Below are 21,136 nucleotides of genomic sequence, written 5' to 3' on the forward strand. Positions count from 1 at the left end.
GACCGCCCCGACGGGAGACCCCGTAATGCAGACCGACACACCGTCGCCGCCCCGCACCGCCCCGGTGCTCCGCGAGGACGTCCGGCTCGCCTTCGAGGGCGAGACGGCCACCCTGACCGGCCCGGCCACCACGCTCGTCCTGCGGCCGGTACGCGGAGCCGTGCGGACCGCGCTCAGCCGCCTGGCCGCCGGCCCCGAACCGCTCGACGAGCTGCTGGCGGGCCTGGGGCCGGCCGAACAGGCGGGCGTGCACCAGCTCCTGGGGCGTACGCGCCACCTCCTGCTGCACAGCGTCCTGACCCGCGGGCCCGCCGCCGGGCGCCGCGAGCTGCTCCGGCTGGAGCCGGTGGCCCGCGACGCGCGCCTGGAGCCGGCCGCGCCCGCGCCGGGGGCGGTGCTGCGGCTGTCCCGCTTCGCCTTCTGCCGGAGCCGCGAGGGGGTCCTCGTACTGGAGTCGCCGCTGGTGAAGTTCCGGGCGGTGCTGACGGACCCCGGGGCGCGGGAGCTGGTGGCCGCGCTGGGCTCACCCGGCTCGGCCGAGGCGCTGCGGCACGGCTCGGCGCTGGCTCCGCAGGAGGTCGACGACCTGCTCGCGCACCTGGCGGGGGCGGGCCTGACGGAGGCCGCGGACGCCTCGGGCGCCTTCCCCTCGGACACCGATCCCACCCTGCGCCAGTGGGACTTCCACGACCTGCTCTTCCACTCCCGCGTCCGCTCGGGGCGCTACGACGACATCTTCGGCGCGGTCTACCCCTACCGCGGGGAGATCGACCCCCAGCCGGCCGTCAAGCCCGTCCCGCAGGGGCCCGTGACGGCCCTGCACCGGCCGGACCGGGCGGAGATCGCCCGGCGGGACCCCTCGCTGACGGAGGCCGTCGAGACCCGCCGCTCCATCCGCGGGTACGGGGCCGCCGAGATGACGGCCGAGCAGCTCGGCGAGTTCCTGTACCGGGTCCAGCGGGTGCGCGCCCACTACACCCCCGAGCCGGGGAGCGAGCGCGACGAGGTGATCTCCCGCCCCTACCCCAGCGGCGGCCAGGGCTACGAGCTGGAGCTGTACGTCACCGTGCGGCGCTGCGCGGGGCTGGCGCCCGGCAGCTACTACTACGACCCGGTGGCGCACACGCTGGTCCTGGTCAACTCGGCCGAGGCGGACCGGGAATCGCTGTTCCTGGTGGCCTCGCGGGCCACCGGGATGGAGGCCAGGCCGGATGTGCTGATCACGGTGACGGCGCGCTTCCAGCGCATGTCGTGGAAGTACCGGGGCATCGCCTACGCCACGACCCTGCGGCACACGGGCGTGCTCTACCAGACGATGTACCTGGTCGCGACGGCCATGGGGCTGGCGCCCTGCGGGCTGGGCAACGGGGACGCGGACATGTCCGCGCGCGTGCTGGGCCTGGACTACCTGCGGGAGTCCTCCGTCGGGGACTTCCTGCTGGGCAGCCGCGCCCCGGACGACTCCGTGGCCGGCGAGCCCGGGGAGGGCTGGCAGATGCTCAACAGCCCCGACTGGACCGTGGCCGGCGACCGCTGAGCCGGCTTCCGCGCGCCCGCGCCGCCCGAAAGCGCCGCTTTTCCCCCGCTCCTGGCGGGGAAAGCGGCGCTTTCGCATTCCGCTTGCCGGGGCGGCGCCATGACGCCGATTACGGCCGGCGTGACAACTGTCAGGCGACGGCCGAAAACCCTTGGCGGCGGCCGATTCGGCGGGCATTCTCTAGTTGTGCAGCCGAGAGGGTGCACAAAGAAAAGCGAAAAGCGGGAAACAAAACGCATCCCGTTCTCAGAGAATTCGGAAAGGAATTCAAATGAGCATCGACGACATCAAGAACGCGGACAACGCCGACAAGACCTTCGAGGGCTTCGACGTGGACCAGCTGGAGACCCTTGAGGTCGCCGACGGCGTGGCCCTCCCGGAGCTGGGTGCCTCCAGCGGTTCGATCGGCACCTCGTCCTCCTCGTCCTCCACCTGCTCCGCCTGCTGACGCAAGCACTCTCCGGACCGAAAGGAACACCATCATGAGCATCAACGACATCAACGGTGACGACGCGGCGTTCGACGCCTTCGACGTGGACCAGCTCGAGACCCTCGAGGTCGCCGACGGCGTGGCCCTCCCGGAACTGGGCGCATCCAGCGGCTCGATCGGCACCTCGTCGTCCTCGAGCTCGACCTGCTCCGCCTGCTGACCGGTCCCCGCTGACCGGTTGAGAGCAACAAAGGACGCGCCCATCCGGCCAACGGGCCGGATGGGTACATCCTTGTTCGACAGGTCGGAACACCCGACGGGCCGACGGGGCCCGTCGCAGAGGCCGCTCAGGCGGTGCTGCCGATGGGGCTCAACCGCGCACGGCGACGTGTAGCGAGGAGCCCAGCAGCACCACCGCGGCCCCCAGACCCACCACGATCCGCACCGTCTCCCCCGAGGTCCCGGCCGCGGCGACGGCGAAGCCGGCCACCGAGACCGCGGTCAGCAGCGAGGCGGTCCACTTGTACTGCCACTGGTCGAACAGCCGGGCCAGCGGGAAGAAGTGCAGGCCGACCACCAGGCAGATGCCCGGCGGGATCAGCTCGGGACGGCCGGCCGCGTTCGACGCGGCGACGACGGCGAAGATCGCCACCACCTCGGCGAGGTTGACCAGTCCGACACCGCGGTTCCACTTCTCCGGGAGCCGCACCTGACGCACTGCGGGGCCGGCGGCGCCCCGGAAGGCCAGCACCACGGCCACGGCGGTCAGTACGGCCGCCACCACCCCGACCGCCACGGACACGGGCATGGCCGCTATCCCCGAGCCGGCCGCGAAGGCCCACACCAGGGCGAAGAAGGCGAGCACGATCGCCCCGCGGCGGCGCAGGTTCTGGGTGAGCGCCTCGCACTCGGCCGTGTCCACGGCGTCCAAAGTCATTGCGCGAGAGTACAACCGGCTTGTCTGCCTTATGGCTTCTTTCAGCCACGCCTCGCGTTCGATTTCGATCACTCGAAAGGTGCGAAAAACCATGGGGGTTGATGCTCCGGAGCGCACGGCCGTGGCGCCGGATTCCACCGGCCTGACGGGGGTGCGGCTCCATACCCGGATGCCCGTGTCGCCGGCCTGGCTGGCCCGCCACGTCGTTCCCGTCGCCCGTGCGCTGGTCGCACAGGGCGCTCCCGCCGTTCAGCTGCGGCGCGGCTGGCTGCACGGGCCGTACGTCGACATCCTCGCGCTCTCGGTGCCGGGCGTGCCCGGACCCGACTGGGCGGAGGTCGCTGCGCGGCTCGACGCGGGGCCGCTGGACCCGCCGCGGGCGCTGACCGAGGAGCAGTACCTCGTCCAGGCACGTGAATTCGGCCGTCTGGAAGCAGTCCCTCCGCCGTACCTCCCGCTGCGCGAGCACGGCGCCGTCGAACGCGTCGAGCGCACCGCCCGGAGCTCGGCCGAGCCGCGTCTGGACCCCTTCCGCACCGTCGTCGCCGGCGCCCTCGCCAAACCCCTGATGAGCATGGTCGAGGCCATCGCCGCCGACCCGCGCAGCGCCACCGTGCGCCTCGCGGAGGCCTTCGCCGCCCTCGCCGACACCCATGCCCTCGGCCTCGCGTACGGGGTCTTCTCCCCGCGCTCGCACGTCGAGGCCTTCCTGGCCTGGGCCGCTCCCACCAAGGACGTACGCCCCGTGTTCCAGGAGCGCTACGCGCGGGAGGAGCAGCGGCTGCGCACCGTCGTGGAGCAGCGGGTGTCGGGCGAGGTCTCGCCCGCCGCCGCCGAGTGGCGCACGGCCTTCGCCTACTGCGCGGGCGCGCTGGAGAACGCGGTCGCGGCCGGCACCCTGACGCTCGACCTGCTCGACTCCGTCACCGCGGGCGTGGACAAGAGCGAGATGGGCCCGCCCGGAGCCGTCACCACCGTCCCGCAGGGCGCGCAGCCCGACAGCGACTTCCACCGGGCCGTCGGCGAGTCGGGGGTGGTGGCCGACCCGTCGAAGTGGTTCGCCGCCTTCCGCCTGCTGACCAACCTCTTCTACGAGCAGCTGCCGCTGCTGACCGTCTCCCCCATGCAGCGCTACTACATGTGCTTCGCCATCGCCGAGACCGTGGACGCGGTCCTCGGCGTCTCCTGGCAGGAGCGGCTCCGGGAGCGGCAGGACCGCAGCGGCCGCGGCGACAGCGCCCTCACGGAAACCGGAGCCTCCAGATGACCGAGCCCCTGAAGGAGCCGCTCTGGTTCCTCCGCGTCAACCCCCTGCGCCGCGCCCGCATCGGCGACCCGGCCCAGCGCGCCCTGCTCGCCGAGTACGCGGCGGCGCACACCGAACTGGCCGCCGCGACCACCGCCTGCTCCGACGAGCTGTACGAGCGCATCGGCGCCGTGGAGGGCCCCGAGCGGCGCGAACTGGTCTCCCTGCGCCGTACGGTCCTGGCCGGACGCGCCCCCAAGGCCGCGCCCGCCCCGACCCCCGCCATGACGCGCTGGCTGGCCGCCCGGGAGCGGCACGAGCGGCTGCGCGCCGAGCTCGTGGCCGGCTACCCCGAGGCCGCCGAGCGCGAACGGGCCGGTCTCGCCGGGCTGCTCGCCGACCCCGACCTGCTGCGCTCGCTGGCGCTGGTGGCGCCCGAGGTGCACCAGGAGGCGGAGCGCTACCGCACGGCGGTGGCTGCTCCCGGGCCGGTCACCTCCAAGACCCGCAAGTCGGAACGCGGTCTCATCCAGTACGTGACGCGGGCGATGGTCCGCACCAGCCCGCTCTCCCGCTTCACCGCGGTGGGCATCGCGGAGCCCGACCCGGCCGGTGTCGCGCCGGACGACGTGCCGTTCACCGGCGCGGTGGCCTTCCCGGGCCTGGACCGCGTCATGCTCGGCTACGTGCTCGGCGGCCTCCCGCAGGCCGAACTGGCCGACCTGGACGACAAGTGGATCGGGCTGCCGCCCACTTCGGCGCCCGACCCGGAGACCGGCAAGCTGTTCTTCCTCAAGCTGACCGACGAGGGCATGCGGCGCATGGCCGTCCCGCTGGACGGACCCGCCGGGCACCTCCTGGACGCGGTGTCGATGGGCCCGCGGCTCTTCCCCTCGGTCGTCGCCCACGTCGCCGAACGCTCCGGCTGGCCGGCGGCCGAGGCCGAAGGCCGGGTCCGGCAGGCCGTGGGCCAGGGCCTGCTGTGCACCTTCAACGAGGCCGAGGACGGCAACGGGGACTACGAGCAGCTGCTCACCCCCGCCGACCCGCGGGCGGCCGAGACCGCCGCCGAGGTGCGCGCGGGCCTGCCGAAGCTGGCGGCCGCCCCCGCGGAGCAGCGCGGCGCCGTCCTCGGCGAGTTGCGCGGCTCGCTGGCCCGGCTCAGCCACCTCGCCGGCCGGCCCTCGCAGATCACCGTCGAGGAGGACTTCGTCATGCCGCCGCTGAAGGTGGCGACGCAGCGCTGGCACGAACCGCTGGCGGACCTCGGGCCGGCCGTGGAGCTGCTCACCGTCTTCGACTGGCTGCACGACGTCCGCGTCCTGATGACCGCCGCCTTCGTCGAGCGGTTCGGGGCCGGTGCCGATGTGCCGCTCGCCGCGAACGCCGCCTTCGTGGTCGGCGAGGTCTCCCGCCGGGCCGCCGCGATGGACGCGGTGTACGGGCCGCACGGCACGGGCGACCCGTCCGGCCTCAAGGGCATCGGCCCCGCCGACGGCTCCCTGGAGCGGATGTACCTGCTGCGCCGGGAGCTCACCGAGGCGGTGCACGCCCGGCTGTCGAAGACGGTGGACGAGGGCGCGGACACCCTGGCCTTCTCCCCCGCCGAGGTGCGCGAGCTGACCGCGGCCCTGCCCGAGCGGTTCCGCCAGGACCGGCTCGTGTACGGGGTGCTGCTCCAGCAGGCCGACGGACACCTGATCCTCAACGACGGCCTGCCTGGCCACGGCATGCTGTACGCCCGCTTCCTCGACGCGGACCGCCGCCTCGGCGGCCGGGCCCTGCCGCTGCTCGCCGACCGGCTGCGGCGGACGTACGGCGCCGACGGCGCCCGGGTCACCGAGGACCTGGGCCTGCACCGGCTCAACGTCAACGCGCACGCGCCGATCCTGCCGGGCGGGCTGCACCCCGAGGACTGGTTCTCGCTGCGGCTGGTCCACGACGCGGACACCGACACCCTGCGCGTGGAGGACCCCGAGGGCCGCCCGACGCGCGTCCTGCCGCTCGGCACCGGCCACCCGGGTCTGTTCCCGCCGCCGCTGTCGGTGGCGTCCGGGCTGGTCATCAGCGGCCGGCTGTTCAACTCGCTGCCCAACAGCTGGCACGCGGCCACCCCCTGGGACCGGTCCGCGACCCGCGTCGCGCCCCGGATGGCGGTGGGCGACGTACTGATCGGCCGCCGCCGCTGGTACGGCGGCGAGGAGCTGGAGGCCGCGGTCGCGGCCGGTCCCGACGAGCACGAGCGGCTGCTGGCCCTCACCGCGTGGCGGGCCCGGTACGGAGTACCGGAGGAGGTCGTCATCAAGAACGCGCCGGAAGACGAGGGCCCGCTGTCGGTGGGCGCCCCCGACGTGCAGTCCAAGCGGCTCCAGCAGAAGCCTCAGTACGTCGACCTCGCGAGCGCGCTCGGCACCCGGGTGCTGCCGCGGATGCTGGAGCGGCGCGGTGCGGACGGCTGCTACCTCGAAGAGGCGCTGCCCGGGGTGCAGGACGGCACCCACGCCACCGAGTGGGTGGTCGAGGTCGGCCGCGAGCCCGGCGGCCGGTTCACCTACCAGGGCCCTGAAGGGGAGCAGTGATGACACCCGTGACCGCACTCGTCGCCCGGCCCGACCTGCACTTCGCGCCCGTCCCGAACGGGGTGTACGTCAGCGGCCCGCGCGGGCAGTTCGTCCTGAGCGGTTCGGAGCTGCTGCACGCGGTGGCCGAGGGCTGCATGCCGCTGCTGGAGTCCGGTACGAGCGAGGACGAGCTCGTCGCCGCGATCGGCACCGAGAAGTCCCGTCCCGCCGTACGGCACCTGATCGGGAAGATGCGGGAAGGCGGCATGCTGCTCGACCCCGCCTCCTTCACCGTCGCGGCTCCCGCACCGGGGGTACGGGCGCGGTTCCCCGAGGCCCTGGCCCGGCTGGAGTCGGCGCTGGACGACCCGTACGCGGCGTTCGCCCGGCTGCGGGCCGCCCGGGTGCTGCTGGCGGGTCCGGCCGGGGCCACCGGCCCGGCGGCCCGCGGGCTGCGCCGGGCCGGGGCGGGCGAGGTGACCGAGGCCGAGTCCCTGGCGGCGTACGAGGCCGCGCACGCGGGAGCGTACGAAGGCCTCGACGCGGTCGTGGAGATGACCACGGGGGTGACGCAGCACCCGGCAGCGGTGCCGGACGGCGTCCCCCTCCTCACGGTGCTGCTGGGCGGCCGGGTCGCCCTGGTGGGGCCGGTGCTGACCGGCCCCGGCCGGCACCGCGCCTGGGCCGCCTTCCGGGACCGGGCGCTGGCCTGGGCCGAGGCGGAGGCCACCGACCCGGCCCCGCGGCCGGTGGCGGACGCCCTCGCGGGGGCGCTGGCGGGGCAGTTGCTGTTCGACTCCCTGACCGGCACGGCGGAGCCCGGTACGGGCCACGTCGTGCACGGCGCCGATCTGGCCACCGACCCGGTGGCCGTCGACGGGGCTCTTCACCTGGCGGCCGCGACCGGCCGGCCGAGCACCCTCGACGACGTCCCCGCCGAGCCCGCGCCCGACGCCGAGGAGGCCCTGGAGGCCGCCGGGGCCGTCGCGCGCCGCTGGACCGGGCTGTTCGCCTCTGCGGCCGGCGAGGACCTGCCGCAGATGCCGCTCGCGCTGCGGGCGGCGGAGCACCGGGCCGGGCACCGCGGCGCGGTGGTGGGCTGGGCCGCGCACCAGGAGACCGCGACCGTGGCCGCGGCGCTGGCGGCCCTGCGGGCCCGGGCGGCCCGGCCCGGGACTCCCGCGGCCGGTCTGACCGAGGAGCACTGGCTGCTCGACGGGGCCCTGCGCATCCTCGCCGGCGATCCGGCGCTGGAGCAGGAGCCCGAGGCGCCCCTCGACCCGGAGGGCGCGCGGATCCTGGCGGGTCTGCGGGCCGCCGGGCGCGATCCGGAGGTTGCGGTACTGCGGCTGCCGGAGCTGGACTGGCGGCTCGCCCGGGTGACCCTGGGCGGTGTGCCGCTGGGCCGGGGCTGGGGCGCCACCGCCGAGGAGGCCGTCCGCACGGCCCTGTGCACGGCGCTCGCCCGGGTCCAGGCGGGCGGCTGCGGCACGGTCGCCGAACTCTCCACCGACGCCCTGCTGTTCGCGGACGCCGCCGTCACCGGGCGGCTGCGCGAGCAGCTCAGCGCCCGCGCCGCGCGGGCCGGCACCGGCTACCGCGGCCTGGCCGAACGCACCGACCCGGTGCTCGGCCCGCTCCCCCTCTGGCACGGCGCGGTCGAGGCCGTGACCGCCGCACCCCCGCAGGAGGCCCGTGATGCCGGCTGACCTCACCCCGCAGACGCGTACGGCCTTCGGGCCGGGCACGGACTCGGCGTACGACGCCCCGGACGGGGACTGGCGCACGGTGGTGGCGAATCTGGCCGGGGTCACCGGCGCCTCGGTGGCCGTCAACCGCGGCTGGGACCTCGCCTGGGAACGCGACCGCGTGGCGGACGCCGCCGGGCGCGGCACGGACCTGCTGTCGGTCCGGGTCCTCGCCGACGAGGTCCTCGTCGGGCCGCTGTGGCGGCCCGGGGACCAGGGCGGCGGCTGCGCGGCCTGCGCCGAGGTCCGGGACCGCACGGTCGTGGACCATCCGCTGGTCGGCGACCTCGGCCGGGCGACCGAGGCCCCCCGCGCCGCCGCGCCGCTGCTGCCCGAACTGCTCCGGGCGACCCTGGAGCACCTGGCAGAGCGGCCGCTCGCCCCCGGCGAGCTGTACGTCGTATCGGCGGCGGGCAACCGGCGCCGGAGGATCTCCCGCAGCTTCCACTGCCCCGTGTGCGGTCCGACCGCGGCCGGGCTCGACGGCGCGGCGCAGCCGCTGCCGCTGGCGCTGCGCTCCCGCCCGGCCTCGGCGGGTGACCCGACCCGGTCGGCGCGGAGCCGGCTGGTCGAGCGCGGGGTGCTGCGCGAGCGGCTGGTCGACGACCGCTTCGGGCCGGTGCGGGCGATCCTGCGGGAGTCCCACGCGCCGTTCGCGATGAGCATGGCCGTGGTACCGGACGCCCCCGCGATGGGGCACGGCCGGGCGCAGACCTTCGCCGAGACCGAGCCGGTCGCGGTGCTGGAGGCGTACGAGCGGCTCGGCGGGTTCCCGTACGACATCCCGGTCCTGACGGGGCGCTCGTTCCGGGAGCTGGGCGAGCGGGCCGTGGACCCGGGCGGGCTGGGCCGCTACACGGCGGAGCAGCTGGCCCACCCCACCTCGCGGGTGACGCCGTTCACCGAGGACACCCCGATGGACTGGGTGTGGGGCCACGACCTGTCGGACGGGCGGCCCCTGCTGGTGCCGGCCGACCACGCCTTCTACCAGTACGAGTACGCGTTCCGGCGGGACCGGCGGGCGGCGCGCGCGGTCGGTCCGCACGAGCGCGAGCACTACTTCTACGAGTCCTCCAGCGGCTGCGCGGTCGGCGCGAACCTCGAAGAGGCCGCCCTGCACTCGCTGTTCGAGCTCGCGGAGCGGGACGCGTTCCTGCTGTCGTGGTACCGGGCGGCCCCGCTGCCGTACATCCCGGAGTCCTCGATCACCGACCCGACCAGCCGCGCCATGATCGAGCTGATCCAGGCGCGCGGGTTCGACGTCCACCTGCTGGTCGTCACCCAGGACATCGAGCTGCCGGTGGTGTGGGTGCTGGCGGTCAACCGGCTGAACCCCTTCCCGGCGACCTTCTCGTCGGCGGGTTCGGGCGCCGATCCGCAGTCGGCGATCCGCGGCGCGCTGCGCGAGGTCGCGCAGCTGGTGACCAACCCGGTCGACTGGACCCGCGAGCAGGTCGAGCCGATGATCGACGACCCGTGGCAGGTCCAGGAGCTGGAGGACCACGTGCGCCTCTACTCGCTGCCGCAGATGCGGGAGCGGGCGACCGCCGGGCTCGGCGGACCCCGGGTGAGCCTGGAGGAGGCGTTCCCGGGCTGGCCGGAGAAGCTGGCCGTGGAGTCGGGCGGCGACGTGCGCGGGGCGCTGGACTTCGTCCGGGGTCTGTTCGCGCGGGCCGGGCTGGAGCAGATCGTGCTGGTCGACCAGACGAGCCGGGAGCACGCGGACGCGGGCATCCACGTGGCGCGTTCGGTGGTGCCCGGCATCCTCCCGATGTGCTTCGGGCACGCGCAGCAGCGGCTGACGGGGCTGCCCCGGCTGACGGCGGCGCTGCACGGCACGGGCCAGGAGGACCGCCCGGTCCCGTACGACCCGCACCCCTTCCCGTAACCGCCTCGGCCGGCCCGCGCCGGCCGGCGAGAGTCCCCGGGGTCCGGGCCGTCCTGCGATGGCCCGGATCCCGTGTCCACCCCTGGCCGGGCCGGGGCCCGATCCCCCCGGGCCCCGGCCCCGTTCTCTTGGAGGCCCGCAGATGACGCCCACGACTCCGCTCCGCACCCGGCGGCCCTGCCCGGTCGACCTGCCGGGCCCCGAGGGGGACAACTCCATCGCGCGCGAGCCGCTCTGGTACGCGTACGGGGCCGGCGCCGACCGGCCCGAACCACCGCGCTGGACCTGGACCCCGGAGGACCCGCCGGACACCCACGTGGCGCCCGCGCCGCCGACCGGGGCCGGGGTGCGCACGGTCCTGCCGCTGGGCACCACCGGGCTGCTCTCCGCCCTCCCCTACCCGCAGGTGCCGGCCGGGGCGGGTGCGGGCGTGGTGGACTCCGAGCGGCTGGCGCACGCGCTGACGACGGCCTTCGGGCCGCAGCGCCGCGAGCCGGAGAACCCGTACAACGACCACCGCCCGTACGCCTCGGCGCGCTGCCTGTTCCCCGTCCACGCCTTCGTGGACGGCGGCGGCCCGCGCCCCTGGCGGCTGCTCCAGCCGGACCTGCACGCGCTCACCGGCGCGGCCGCCCCCGGTCCGGGCCGGCGGATCGCGCTCACCGGCCGCTACACGGCGATCCCGGCCGCCTACAAGTGGTTCCGCAGCTCGCTCGTCGCCATCGAGCTCGGCATGGTGCTGCGCGCGCTCGGCATCGGCCTGGAGCTCTTCGGGCTGCCGGCCCGGCTGCGGCTGCCCGGCCCGGACGCGCACCGGCTGCTGGCCGGACTCGGCTTCGAGCGGCCCTGGGAGTGGTCGCTGCCGCTCACCGTGGAGCTGGGCGCCACGGCGCCGGCCCCGGGCGGGTGTGCGGACGCCGTCCCGGTGCCGGCCGCGCTCGCCGCGAGCGATCCCGCGCTGGAGGACCTCGTATGGGTCAACCGCGGCCAGATGTACGACGGCCGGCCGCACCCCCTGACCTCCGCGATCCCGGCGGGACTCCCCCGCTCGGCCGTGGTGCCCGACTGGGCGGAGCTGCTCTGGCGGCGCCACTCGGGCCGGATGCCGCGCGCCCTGCACGGGATGACGGGGCGGCGCGGGCGGGTGCCGGCCGAGGCGCTGGAGAGCGCGCTGCGCTGGCTCTCCGTACCGCCGCCCGGCCCGGATCTCGCCGCGGCCTTCGAGTCGGTCCGGGTCACGGTGGTGACGCACGGCGTCACGGGCACGGCCGACGGGGTGCACCGGGCCGACGGCGGGGTGGCCCGGCCGGTACGGGAGGACGCCTCGGCCGCCGAGCGGCTGGAGGAGCAGTACGGCTACGGGGTCTCGCCGGTCAACGGCTGCGGCATCCGCAACGCCCCGATGTCGGTGTTCCTGTCGGTGCGGCCCCGGGAGCTGTTCGCGCGGCTCGGTCCTGCGGGCTGGGGCGCGGCGCAGCACGCGGCCGGCTGGGCGGTGCACGGGCTGTGCCTGTCGGCGGCGGCCTCGGGGCTGTTCGCCCGCCCGGTGCGGGCTTTCAAGGAGATACCCACGCAGCGTGTCCTCGGCCTGGAGGAGGACGAGACGATCGTCCTGTCCGCGGTCGTGGGGGTCCCGCAGGAGACCGGTGGCGCGCTGCTCGACCTGCGACGGTGAAGGGAACCGGACACATGACGGACAGGCGGACCGACAGCCAGACCGACGGACGGACCGACGGACGGACCGACAGGCAGAGCGACAGGCAGACCGACGGGCAGGCCGACGGGCGCGGGGCCCGGGAGCGGGCGGCCCGGGAGGCGGACGGGAGCGGGCAGCGGCCCACGGCCTGGACGGCCTGGCACCTGCACCTGGGCACCACCGCCCGGTCGGCCCACGACCGGGTGCTGGCCGAGGCGGTGGGACCGGCGGTCGCGGAACTGGGCGGCCGGCCCTGGTTCTTCATCCGCTACTGGCAGCGCGGCCCGCACCTGCGGCTGCGGGTGGGCGATCTGGCCCCGGACGAGCTCCCGGAGTTCGAGGAGGCGCTGAGCACGCGGCTCGCCGAGGCGGGCCGGCTGTTCCCGGACGAGGAGCCGCTGGACGCCGAGGCGTTCCGGGCGGGCGCGGGTGTGCTGACGGCCGGGGAGAGCGGGGAGAACCGCTCCCTCCAGGCGCTGCTGGCACCGGGCGTTCACCCCGCCTGGTACGAGCCCGAGTACGACCGGTACGGGGGTCCCGCGCTGATGCCCGCGAACGAGCGGCTGTTCCACGCGTCGAGCCGGCTCGTGCTGGCCCTGGTGCCCCGGGTGCGCGGTGAGGCGCACCGCGCACAGCTGGCGCTGCGGGGCACGATGGCGGCGGCCGCCGCGCTCGGCGGCCCCGCCGAGCGGGCGTCGTACTACGCGCACGGCCTGGCGGCCTGGCGGGGCTGGGCGGCGCAGGCCGGGTACGCGGACCGGCTGCTGGACTCGGTCACCACGATCGCCGGGGGCGGTGGCTCCGTGGACCCGCTGGCGCACGGCCCGTTCGAGGGCTGGCACGAGGCGGCCGGGGTGCTGGTGGACGCGGTCCGGGCGGCCTCTCCGGTGCCGCCGGGGGTGATCCTGTCCTCGCACACGCACATGCTGCACAACCGGCTGGGGCTGAGCATGCTGGAGGAGCTGCGTACGTACGCCTGGCTCGCGCACGCCTTCCCCGCCCCGGCGGGTACGGTCGCGCAGTCGGCGCCCGCGGGCTGAGACCACCGCGCGCACGGGTGGGGGCAACGCCGAGGCCCGGCCGGAGACTCTCCGGCCGGGCCTTCGGTGTACCGGCGGTGGAGCGGCGCCTTCGGTGTACCGGCGGTGCGGCGGCGGCGGGATTGCGGGCTCTAGAGGCCGCGGACGAAGACGGCGGTGACGCGCACGCGCAGTCGGGGTCCGACCATGCCGCGCATCGCGCTCACGCCGAGCGCGTGCCGGTCGACCTCCGCGGTGGCGCGTACGACGACCCGCGCCCCGCCGGCCTTGGGCTCGATGCCCGCGGGGTCCACGTCCAGGGTCAGCGGAACGCTGCTGCCCTTGACGGTGAGCCGGCCCTCCACGGTCCAGCCCGCCGTGCCGCCGCCGTTCAGGCGGTCGCCGGTGAACCGGAGCACGGGGTGGCGCTCGGCGTCGAGGAAGCCGGCGCCGGTGACCTGGCGGTCCCGGCCGGGGTTGCCGGTGTTGAAGTCGGCGGCGGCCAGGGAGATGTCGAGGCCCCGCAGCGTGCCGCTCTCGTCGAGCTGTACGGCGCCGGCGCTGACCGGGATCCGGCCGGAGACCGGCAGCAGGAAGAAGTGCCGGGCGCGGAACTCGACGGTGCTGGCTTCGGTGTCGATGTCCCAGAGGCCGGCCAGTTCGCCCGGGGACGGTGGGGCGGTGACGGGGGACGAGGAGAGGGAGGAGGACATGAGGGGTTCCTTCCGGGAGAGGTCTCACGGGGTCGCGGCACGTCGAGGGGGCCTCATCGTCGAGGCCCCCCGAGGACGTGCACGCCGTACGGTCCGGTGCCCGGCCGGCGCTACTCCGGGCGGGGGTCCCAGCGGAAGCTGCGGACCGCGATCAGGGCGCCGATGACGCCCCAGGCCGCCAGGACGGCCAGTTCCTTCCAGTGGAAGCTGCCGTCACCGGTGAACGGCGCGAGCATGGCGTCGTTGAACGGCTTGACGGGCAGCAGGCCCGCGATCTTGTTCAGCACCTCGGAGTGGATCGGGAAGTAGCTGCCCGAGATGAAGACGAGCGGGAACTGGATGAACTGCACCACCGCCGGGGCGGCTTCGGAGTTCTTGATGAGCGAGGCGACGCCCACGCCCAGCGCGCAGAAGCTCGCCGCGCCCAGCACCAGGGTGAGGATGACGACCGCCCAGGCCGTCGGCAGCGTCACGCCGTACAGCGAGCCGATGCCGATGACCAGCGCCACGTCGATCACGGAGACGACGACGCAGTGCACGAGGAGTCCGGCGAAGTACACCCAGGCCGGCAGCGGTGTGGCGTGCAGCCGCTTGAGGATGCCGGTCTGGCGGCGCATGGCCAGCACGATCGCGAGCTGGCCGTAGCAGGCGCCCAGTACCGAGACCGCGGCGATGGTCGGGGTGTAGTACTGCATGCCCGACAGGCCGAAGAAGAAGGTCTCGCCCTCGCCGCCGCTGAAGACCGCGCCGAAGATGCCGATGATGACGATGGGCAGGACGAAGGTGAACACCATCGACTGCGGGTTGCGCCAGAAGGACAGCTGCTCGAAGCGGATCTGGTGCCAGAGCAGGGCGAGGGTGCCCCGCTCTCCGCCCGCCGCGGCCGGGCGGCCCCCGGTACGGGATGTCGTGGTCGGGGTCAGGGTGGTCATGATCGGCTCCGATTCGGCCGGCGCCGTGTCCGGGCGGAGGACGGCGAGGAGGCTTCCGTGGACGCGTACTCACGGGTCAGGCCCAGGTAGACGTCCTCCAGGGTGGGCTGGTCGACGGTCAGCCGCTCCAGGGGAGTGCCGCGCCGCAGGGCCCAGTCGGTGAGCTTGTACAGGGCGGCGGTGGGCTCTTCGACCTCCGCCGTGACCAGGCCCTCGCCCGCGTCGGTCACCGGTACGGGCACGTCGGAGACGACGGCGCCGCGCGGCAGCGCGAAGCGGATCCGGGCGAGGGCGCTGTCGCGTCCGCCGAGGGTCTCGGGGGTGCCCGAGGCCACGACCTGGCCGGCCGCGACGACGACGACCGAGTCGGCGAGCGCCTGGGCCTCGTCCATGTAGTGCGTGGTCAGCACGATGGTGGTGCCGGCGTCGCGCAGGTTGCGCACGACGTCCCAGGCGCCGCGGCGGGCGTTCGGGTCGAAGCCGGTGGTCGGCTCGTCCAGGAACAGCAGCTGCGGGTTGCCGATGACGCCGAGTGCCAGGTCGAGGCGGCGCTTCTGGCCGCCGGACAGGTCCTTGACCTTGGCGCCGCGCTTCTCGTCGAGGCCGACGAGGTCGAGGACCTCGTCGACGTCGCGCGGGGCCGGGTAGTAGCCGGCGTTGCGGGCGACCGTCTCGCGCACCGACAGGTACGGCTCGACGGCGATGTCCTGCAGCACCAGGCCGATCTGGCCGCGCAGGTAGCGGCCGCCGTCCTTGGTGCCGGGGTCGCGGCCGAGCACCTCGACCCGGCCCTCGTCACGCTGCCGGAAGCCTTCCAGGATCTCCAGCGTGGTGGTCTTGCCCGCCCCGTTCGGGCCGAGCAGGGCGAAGATCTCGCCCTCCTGCACGGTGAAGTCCACGCCGCGGACGGCTTCGTGGTCACCGTATTTCTTGCGCAGGCCCTCTACGGCCACCGCGGTCATCGCGGCTCCTCCGGTTGCCTCACTGTGATCCTCCCGGGTCGTTGGACCGCCCGCAGAACCGAACTCCCGGGCGCTCCACCGACGTTAGGGGCGGACAAGCGGTACGACCGGCTCCGCAGGCCGCCCGGATGACGGAGGTCACGGAAGTCACGACAGTTGTCAGGTGACGGGTGACCTGACATTGCAGCCGGGGTGGGGGACACCCAAGCTCGAACCCGGAACAGGCCGGCAGATCGTGGCAGAGGAAGGGCGGTCGGAGACGTGCGGTTCATGGAGGTCGGCGAGGACGCCGAAGAGGAACGGCAGCAGATCACCGTGGTGGGTGCCGGGATCGGTGGTCTGGCGCTCGCGGGCGCACTGGCCGCGACCGGCACGCCGTACACGGTCTACGAGCAGGCCGACCGGTTCGCCGAGGTGGGTGCGGGAGTACAGCTCTCCCCCAACGCCTTGCGGCCGCTGGCCCGGCTGGGTCTGGGGCCCGCGCTGAGCGAGTGGGGCGTGCGGATCGAGGCGATGGAGGTGCGCGGCTGGACCGGGCGCCCGATCGCCCGGACGCCGCTGGGCGAGGAGTGCGAGCGGCTCTTCGGGGCCCCGTACCGGACCATCCACCGGGCGCACCTGCACGAGGCGCTGCTCTCGCTGGGCGACCGGGACCGGGTCCGGCTGAGGTCCCGGCTGGACTCGGTGGAGCAGACCCGGGACGGTGCCCGGCTGTCCTTCGCCGACGGTACGGTCCGCACCGCGGGCGTACTGGTGGGCGCGGACGGGATCCACTCGACGGTGCGGGAGGTACTGCGCAAGGACGACCCGGTCTTCTCCGGTCTGGGCATCTACCGGGGTCTCGTACCGGTGGAGAAGCTGCCGTCGGAGGCCCGTGATGCCCTGGTGCGGCTGTGGCTCGGCCCGGGCGGGCACTTCGTCTGCTATCCCGTCGACGGCGGCCGGCAGATCAGCTTCGCCGCGACCGTCCCGATGCCGGACGCCCCGCACGAGTCCTGGTCGGCCCCGGCCGATCCGGCCGATCTCGTACGGGCCTTCGGCGGCTGGACCGGGCTGGTCTCGGACATCGCCCGCAACGTGGAGGAGCTCCACCAGTGGGCCCTGCACGACCGGGGTCCGCTGCGCCAGTGGTCGACCTCCCACATCACCCTGCTGGGGGACGCGGCGCACCCGATGCTGCCGTTCATGGCCCAGGGCGCGAACCAGGCGATCGAGGACGCGATGGACCTCGCGGCCTGCCTGACGCAGGAGTCGCACGCCACGGTCGCCGAGCGGCTGGCCCGGTACGAGGCCCTGCGCATCCCGCGTACCGCCGAGATCCAGCGGGCCTCGCGCGGCAACGCGGACTTCCTGCACCTGCCCGACGGACCGGCCCAGCGGCGGCGCGACGCCCGGATGGCGGTGGGCGCGTCCCTGCGCGACCGCACGACCCTGTACGCGCACGAGACGGGCCGCAGCGTACTGGCCGGCGTCTAGGGCCGGGCCGGGCGGTCCGCTCGGTCCGCCACCCACGCAGGTGAGGCAAGCGCTCCTCGGCTTCGGCCACCTTGGGGCGCTCACCCGCGGGTACCCGGCCGGCTACTTCCCGCCGTCGAGCGCCGCCCGCATCACCGCCCGCGCGATCGGGGCCGCCGCGCTGTTGCCGCTGATGTCCCCGCGGCGCGCCGCCGCGTCCTCGACCACCACCGCGACCGCCACCGCCGGCAACGGAGCGTCCTCGGCCCTGGCCCAGGAGATGAACCAGGCGTACGGGGTTCCCGCGTTGCCCACGCCGTGCTGTGCGGTGCCCGTCTTGCCGCCGACCGTCGCGCCCGGGATCGCCGCGTTGCGGCCCGTGCCGTTCTCCACCACCTTGACCATCAGCTCCTGCATCCGCAGCGCCGTGGCCGGGCTCATCGCCCTTCCCAGGGTGTGCTGCTCGCCGCGCCGGACCAGGTCCCCGTCGTCCTGGGTCGTACGGTCCACCAGGTACGGGGACTTGAGCTCCCCGCCGTTGGCGACCGCCGCCGCCACCATCGCCATCTGGAGCGGGGTCGCCTTGGTGTTGAACTGCCCGATCGAGGACAGGGCCAGCTGGTCCGGGCTCATGTCGGTGTCGAAGTCCGAGCGCGAGACCCAGGACGGCACCCGCAGCGCGTCGTCGTTGAAGCCGAAGCGCTGGGCCGTGCGCACCATCGCCTGCAGCCCGACCTGTACGCCGATCTTCGCCATCACCGTGTTGCACGACCACTGGACGGCCTCCGCCATCGAGGCGTCGGCGCAGCCGGTGCCCGCGTTCGGCAGCAGGGTGCTCGTCCCCGGCAGCGGGTACGGGTCGGGGGTCTCCGTGGGCGCGTCCACATCGGTGACCACTCCGGCTTCGAGGGCGGCCGCCGCCGTCACGATCTTGAAGGTGGAGCCGGGCGGGTACGTCTCGCGCAGCGCCCGGTTGAGCATCGGCTTGGCGGGGTCCGCGTTCAGGCGCGCCCAGGCCTCCTTGACCCGCGCGCCGGTGCCGGAGAGCACCGCCGGGTCGTAGGAGGGGCTGCTGACCAGGGCGAGGATCTTGCCGGTGGCCGGCTCCACGGCGGCGACCGCGCCGCGCTTGCCGGCCAGCCCGGTGTACGCGGCCGTCTGGAGGGCGGCCCGGATGGTGGTCTCGGCGTTCCCGCCGCCGGGGCGGCCGCGGGCCAGGTCGTACCAGAGCGGGAAGGCCGAGAGCCCCGGGTCGGTGCCCGCGAGGACGGCGTCCTCGGCCCGCTCCACGAAGCTGGTCCCGTACGTCTGGGAGGAGAAACCGGTGACCGGCGCGTAGAGCGGGCCGTTGCGGTACGTCCGCTCGTAGCGCAGCAGCTGACCGCTGTCGCGGGAGCCGGTGACGGGCCGGCCGTCGACGAGGATGTCCCCGCGCGGTTCGGCGTAGCGCTCGATGGCGGGGCGCTTGTTGGCGGGGTTCGCCCCGTAGGCCGCGGCTTCCCAGACCTGCACCCGGGCCACGTTCAGCAGCAGGGCGACGAGCAGGGCCGCACAGAAGTACGCGCACCAGCGGATGTAGCGGATCACGGCGCGTCCCCTTCGGCCGGGCGGGGTCTGCGGGCGCTGTCGCTGAGCCGGATCAGCAGGGCGACGATGATCCAGTTGGTGACGACGGAGGAGCCGCCCTGCGCCAGGAAGGGCATGGCCATGCCGGTGAGCGGGATCAGCCCGGTGACTCCGCCCGCGATGACGAACACCTGGAGCGCGAGGATCGAGGCGAGTCCGGTGGCGAGCAGCCGGCCGAAGGGGTCGCGCAGGGCGAGCCCGGCGCGGAAGCCGCGGTCCACGAGGAGCCCGTAGAGCAGCAGGATCGCGGTGAGGCCGACCAGCCCGAGCTCCTCGCCGGCGGTGGCGAGGATGAAGTCCGACTTGGCGGCGAAGCCGATGAGGAAGGACTGGCCGTGGCCGAGGCCCGCGCCGAGGAGGCCGCCGGCGCCGAAGGCGAAGAGGGACTGGGCGAGCTGGCCGGGGCCCTCGCCCCGGTCGATGGAGGCGAAAGGATTCAGCCAGTCGTCCACGCGGCTGTTCACGTGCGGCTCGAACGTCCCGACCGCGTACGCGCCGACGGCGGCCAGCAGCAGCCCGATCGCGATCCAGCCCATCCGGCCGGTGGCCGTGAACAGCATGATCACGAAGAGGCCGAAGAAGAGCAGCGAGGTCCCCAGGTCCCGTTCCAGCACCAGCACCCCGACGCTGAGCAGCCAGATCGTGAGGATCGGGCCGAGGACCCGGCCGGGCAGGAGCTTGAGCTTCCAGAACAGCCGGCGGCCGCCCAGGGCGAGGGCGGTGCGGTTCGCGGCGAGGTAGGAGGCGAAGAAGACGGCGAGCAGGATCTTGGCGAACTCCCCCGGCTGGAAGGAGAGTCCGGCGAACCGGATCCAGATGTGGGCCCCGTTGACGGCCGGGAAGAAGACGGGCACCAGCATCAGCACGAGGGCCGCGGCGACGGACAGGTACGCGTAGCGCTGGAGCGCCCGGTGGTCGCGCAGCAGCACGACGGCGAGTACGAACAGCACCACGCCCAGGGCCGACCAGCGCAGCTGCTCGCCCGCGGTCAGATGGCCGGGGGTGGTCAGGTCGAGCCGCCTGATCAGCACCAGCCCGAGGCCGTTGAGCAGGAACGCGATCGGCAGCACGAGCGGGTCGGCGTACGGGGCCCGGAGCCGGACCGCCAGATGCGCGAACAGGGCGGCTCCGCAGAGTCCGGCGGCGTAGCGGCCGGTGCCGCCGGGGAGGCGGCCGGTGGTCGCGAGGCCGACGTAGAGGTGCCCGAGTACGGAGACCAGGACCGCGCCGGCGAGCAGCGTGAGCTCGACGCCGCGGCGCTTTGCGGCGCGCGCGTCGGGGGGTGGGGGCGGGGCGGGCTCCGCCACCCTCGCCGTCAGAGCGGTCATACGGGGAAACGTAGCAAGGGGGCGGGCTGTATGTCCGCTTATGTCATAGAGTGCCGAAGAGTCGTCATAAACGGTCAGATCCATCGGAATCAGGAGTCTCGCCCCATGGGACCTGTGGAGTTCATCGTCCTGGCCTTCCCGGAGGAACAACTGCGCGTCCCGGCGGTCGAGGCCGTGATGGGACTGCGGAAGTCGGGGGTGGTACGGCTGATCGACGGCCTCGTGACGACGCGGACGGCGTCCGGGGAGGTCATGGCGGCCGAGTTCGACGAGTTCGTGGAGCTCCAGGGCCTGCTGGCGCACCGGGAGGCGGCCCGGCTGATCGGGCCGGAGGACGTCCGCGAGGCGACGGAACTCCTGGACCGCGGGAGCTGCGCGCTGCTGCTGGTGGTCGAGCACGTGTGGGCCGAGGACGCGGCGATCGCCGTACGGGCCGCGGGCGGGCGGATCGTGGGCTCGGTCCGGATCCCGGCGGAGCGGGTGGGGGCGCTCTGATGTTCATCAGACCGGTGGGTACGACGGTGGCCCGGGCGAACCGGCCGGCGGGACGGCCGCTCCTGCGGGGGTTGCTCTCGCGGGCGGTGGGGGCGGAGCCGGTGGCGGCGGGGCCGGAGCGGGAATGGGAGTCGGGGGAGCCCGAGGCCGGGCCGGAGCCGTCGGAGCCGGCGCCGGGCCCCCTGAAGTTCGCGCCGCCGCCGGAGGCCGAGCCGACGGAACCGGCCCCCACGGCAGAGCCGGCGGCGGGCGGCCTCGCGTCGGAGCTGACCCAACTGGCCACCCTGGCCCGCGAGGGCGCACTGACCCCGGAGGAGTTCACGGCGGCCAAGGCCCGCCTCCTACACCCTTAGCCCTGGCCGGGCGTTTGACGGGTTCGGGGTGCCCCCTGCCGGGCCGGGTTGGTTTGCAGCTCGGCCGTTGCCCTGGCCGGGCGTTGGTCGGGGCTTGGGCTGCCCCCTGCCGGGCCGGTTTGCAGCTCGGCTGCTGCGTGTCGCCTCAAGCGCCGGCGGGGCTGGGGTGGTGGGTCGGTGCCGGGTCCGGGGTGGGGTGTCGTCCGGGGC

Annotated in this window: 18 protein-coding genes; 12 read left to right on the forward strand and 6 right to left on the reverse strand. The window is 74.7% G+C overall.

The annotated features are described in order from the left end of the window. Positions 1-25: 25 nt before the first annotated feature. The 3 genes from ACZ4TG_RS15390 to ACZ4TG_RS15400 all read left to right on the forward strand — a co-directional run bounded on the left by ACZ4TG_RS15390 (position 26) and on the right by ACZ4TG_RS15400 (position 2,187). Positions 26-1,537, forward strand: a complete 1,512-nt coding sequence (locus ACZ4TG_RS15390) for a SagB/ThcOx family dehydrogenase (protein ID WP_468162659.1) — start codon at positions 26-28, stop codon at positions 1,535-1,537. A gap of 271 nt (positions 1,538-1,808) precedes the next feature. After that, positions 1,809-1,985 carry a thiazolylpeptide-type bacteriocin gene (locus ACZ4TG_RS15395; RefSeq protein WP_468162661.1) on the forward strand — a complete coding sequence of 59 codons (177 nt, stop codon included), beginning with the start codon at positions 1,809-1,811 and terminating at the stop codon, positions 1,983-1,985. 34 nt (positions 1,986-2,019) lie between these two features. Further along, positions 2,020-2,187, forward strand: a complete 168-nt coding sequence (locus ACZ4TG_RS15400; RefSeq protein ID WP_334594558.1) for a thiazolylpeptide-type bacteriocin — start codon at positions 2,020-2,022, stop codon at positions 2,185-2,187. A 150-nt stretch (positions 2,188-2,337) separates the two neighbouring features. Here ACZ4TG_RS15400 and ACZ4TG_RS15405 read toward each other — a convergent pair whose 3' ends face one another. Beyond that, positions 2,338-2,904 carry a hypothetical protein gene (locus ACZ4TG_RS15405; RefSeq protein ID WP_468162663.1) on the reverse strand — a complete coding sequence of 189 codons (567 nt, stop codon included), beginning with the start codon at positions 2,902-2,904 and terminating at the stop codon, positions 2,338-2,340. A gap of 91 nt (positions 2,905-2,995) precedes the next feature. Here ACZ4TG_RS15405 and ACZ4TG_RS15410 point away from each other — a divergent pair, with 91 nt between their 5' ends. From ACZ4TG_RS15410 to ACZ4TG_RS15435, 6 genes are all read left to right on the forward strand, one after another. Next, positions 2,996-4,171: a hypothetical protein gene (locus ACZ4TG_RS15410; protein ID WP_468162665.1), complete on the forward strand. Its 1,176-nt coding sequence runs from the start codon at positions 2,996-2,998 to the stop codon at positions 4,169-4,171. Beyond that, positions 4,168-6,729, forward strand: coding sequence for a lantibiotic dehydratase (locus tag ACZ4TG_RS15415; protein ID WP_468162667.1), 2,562 nt, complete (start codon positions 4,168-4,170; stop codon positions 6,727-6,729). The genes ACZ4TG_RS15410 and ACZ4TG_RS15415 overlap by 4 nt, the downstream gene beginning before the upstream one ends. After that, positions 6,729-8,420 (forward strand): hypothetical protein, encoded by a 1,692-nt coding sequence (locus ACZ4TG_RS15420; protein ID WP_468162669.1) that lies wholly within the window; start codon positions 6,729-6,731, stop codon positions 8,418-8,420. Before ACZ4TG_RS15415 ends, ACZ4TG_RS15420 begins: the two co-directional genes overlap by 1 nt. After that, positions 8,410-10,347, forward strand: coding sequence for a TOMM precursor leader peptide-binding protein (locus ACZ4TG_RS15425; RefSeq protein WP_468162671.1), 1,938 nt, complete (start codon positions 8,410-8,412; stop codon positions 10,345-10,347). Before ACZ4TG_RS15420 ends, ACZ4TG_RS15425 begins: the two co-directional genes overlap by 11 nt. A gap of 142 nt (positions 10,348-10,489) precedes the next feature. Beyond that, entirely contained in the window at positions 10,490-12,022 is a 1,533-nt protein-coding gene (locus tag ACZ4TG_RS15430; protein WP_468162673.1) for a nitroreductase family protein, read from the forward strand. Between the two features lie 14 nt (positions 12,023-12,036). Next, complete coding sequence (locus tag ACZ4TG_RS15435) at positions 12,037-13,083, forward strand: thiopeptide-type bacteriocin biosynthesis protein (RefSeq protein ID WP_468162675.1); 1,047 nt, start codon at positions 12,037-12,039, stop codon at positions 13,081-13,083. Between the two features lie 131 nt (positions 13,084-13,214). Here ACZ4TG_RS15435 and ACZ4TG_RS15440 read toward each other — a convergent pair whose 3' ends face one another. The 3 genes from ACZ4TG_RS15440 to ACZ4TG_RS15450 form a co-directional block, all read right to left on the reverse strand. After that, positions 13,215-13,775, reverse strand: a complete 561-nt coding sequence (locus ACZ4TG_RS15440; protein ID WP_468162677.1) for a YceI family protein — start codon at positions 13,773-13,775, stop codon at positions 13,215-13,217. 110 nt (positions 13,776-13,885) lie between these two features. Then, positions 13,886-14,707: an ABC transporter permease gene (locus ACZ4TG_RS15445; RefSeq protein ID WP_468162679.1), complete on the reverse strand. Its 822-nt coding sequence runs from the start codon at positions 14,705-14,707 to the stop codon at positions 13,886-13,888. Beyond that, the gene (locus ACZ4TG_RS15450; RefSeq protein WP_468162681.1) at positions 14,704-15,669 is read right to left on the reverse strand and encodes an ABC transporter ATP-binding protein; all 966 of its coding nucleotides are present in this window, start codon (positions 15,667-15,669) and stop codon (positions 14,704-14,706) included. Before ACZ4TG_RS15450 ends, ACZ4TG_RS15445 begins: the two co-directional genes overlap by 4 nt. A gap of 270 nt (positions 15,670-15,939) precedes the next feature. Between ACZ4TG_RS15450 and ACZ4TG_RS15455 the strand changes: the two genes are divergently transcribed. Then, positions 15,940-17,145, forward strand: a complete 1,206-nt coding sequence (locus tag ACZ4TG_RS15455; RefSeq protein WP_468162736.1) for an FAD-dependent monooxygenase — start codon at positions 15,940-15,942, stop codon at positions 17,143-17,145. A gap of 102 nt (positions 17,146-17,247) precedes the next feature. Here the strand turns inward: ACZ4TG_RS15455 and ACZ4TG_RS15460 are convergent, their stop codons facing one another. Both ACZ4TG_RS15460 and ACZ4TG_RS15465 read right to left on the reverse strand, forming a co-directional pair. Further along, positions 17,248-18,711: a penicillin-binding transpeptidase domain-containing protein gene (locus ACZ4TG_RS15460; RefSeq protein WP_468162683.1), complete on the reverse strand. Its 1,464-nt coding sequence runs from the start codon at positions 18,709-18,711 to the stop codon at positions 17,248-17,250. After that, positions 18,708-20,078, reverse strand: a complete 1,371-nt coding sequence (locus ACZ4TG_RS15465) for an FtsW/RodA/SpoVE family cell cycle protein (RefSeq protein WP_468162685.1) — start codon at positions 20,076-20,078, stop codon at positions 18,708-18,710. The genes ACZ4TG_RS15460 and ACZ4TG_RS15465 overlap by 4 nt, the downstream gene beginning before the upstream one ends. A gap of 105 nt (positions 20,079-20,183) precedes the next feature. Here ACZ4TG_RS15465 and ACZ4TG_RS15470 point away from each other — a divergent pair, with 105 nt between their 5' ends. Both ACZ4TG_RS15470 and ACZ4TG_RS15475 read left to right on the forward strand, forming a co-directional pair. Further along, on the forward strand, positions 20,184-20,573 hold the full coding sequence (locus tag ACZ4TG_RS15470; RefSeq protein ID WP_468162687.1) for a DUF6325 family protein: 390 nt from the start codon (positions 20,184-20,186) through the stop codon (positions 20,571-20,573). Further along, on the forward strand, positions 20,573-20,926 hold the full coding sequence (locus ACZ4TG_RS15475) for a hypothetical protein (RefSeq protein WP_468162688.1): 354 nt from the start codon (positions 20,573-20,575) through the stop codon (positions 20,924-20,926). Before ACZ4TG_RS15470 ends, ACZ4TG_RS15475 begins: the two co-directional genes overlap by 1 nt. Positions 20,927-21,136 lie beyond the last annotated feature (210 nt).

The sequence above is a fragment of the Streptomyces sp. NPDC028314 genome, from assembly GCF_055565795.1.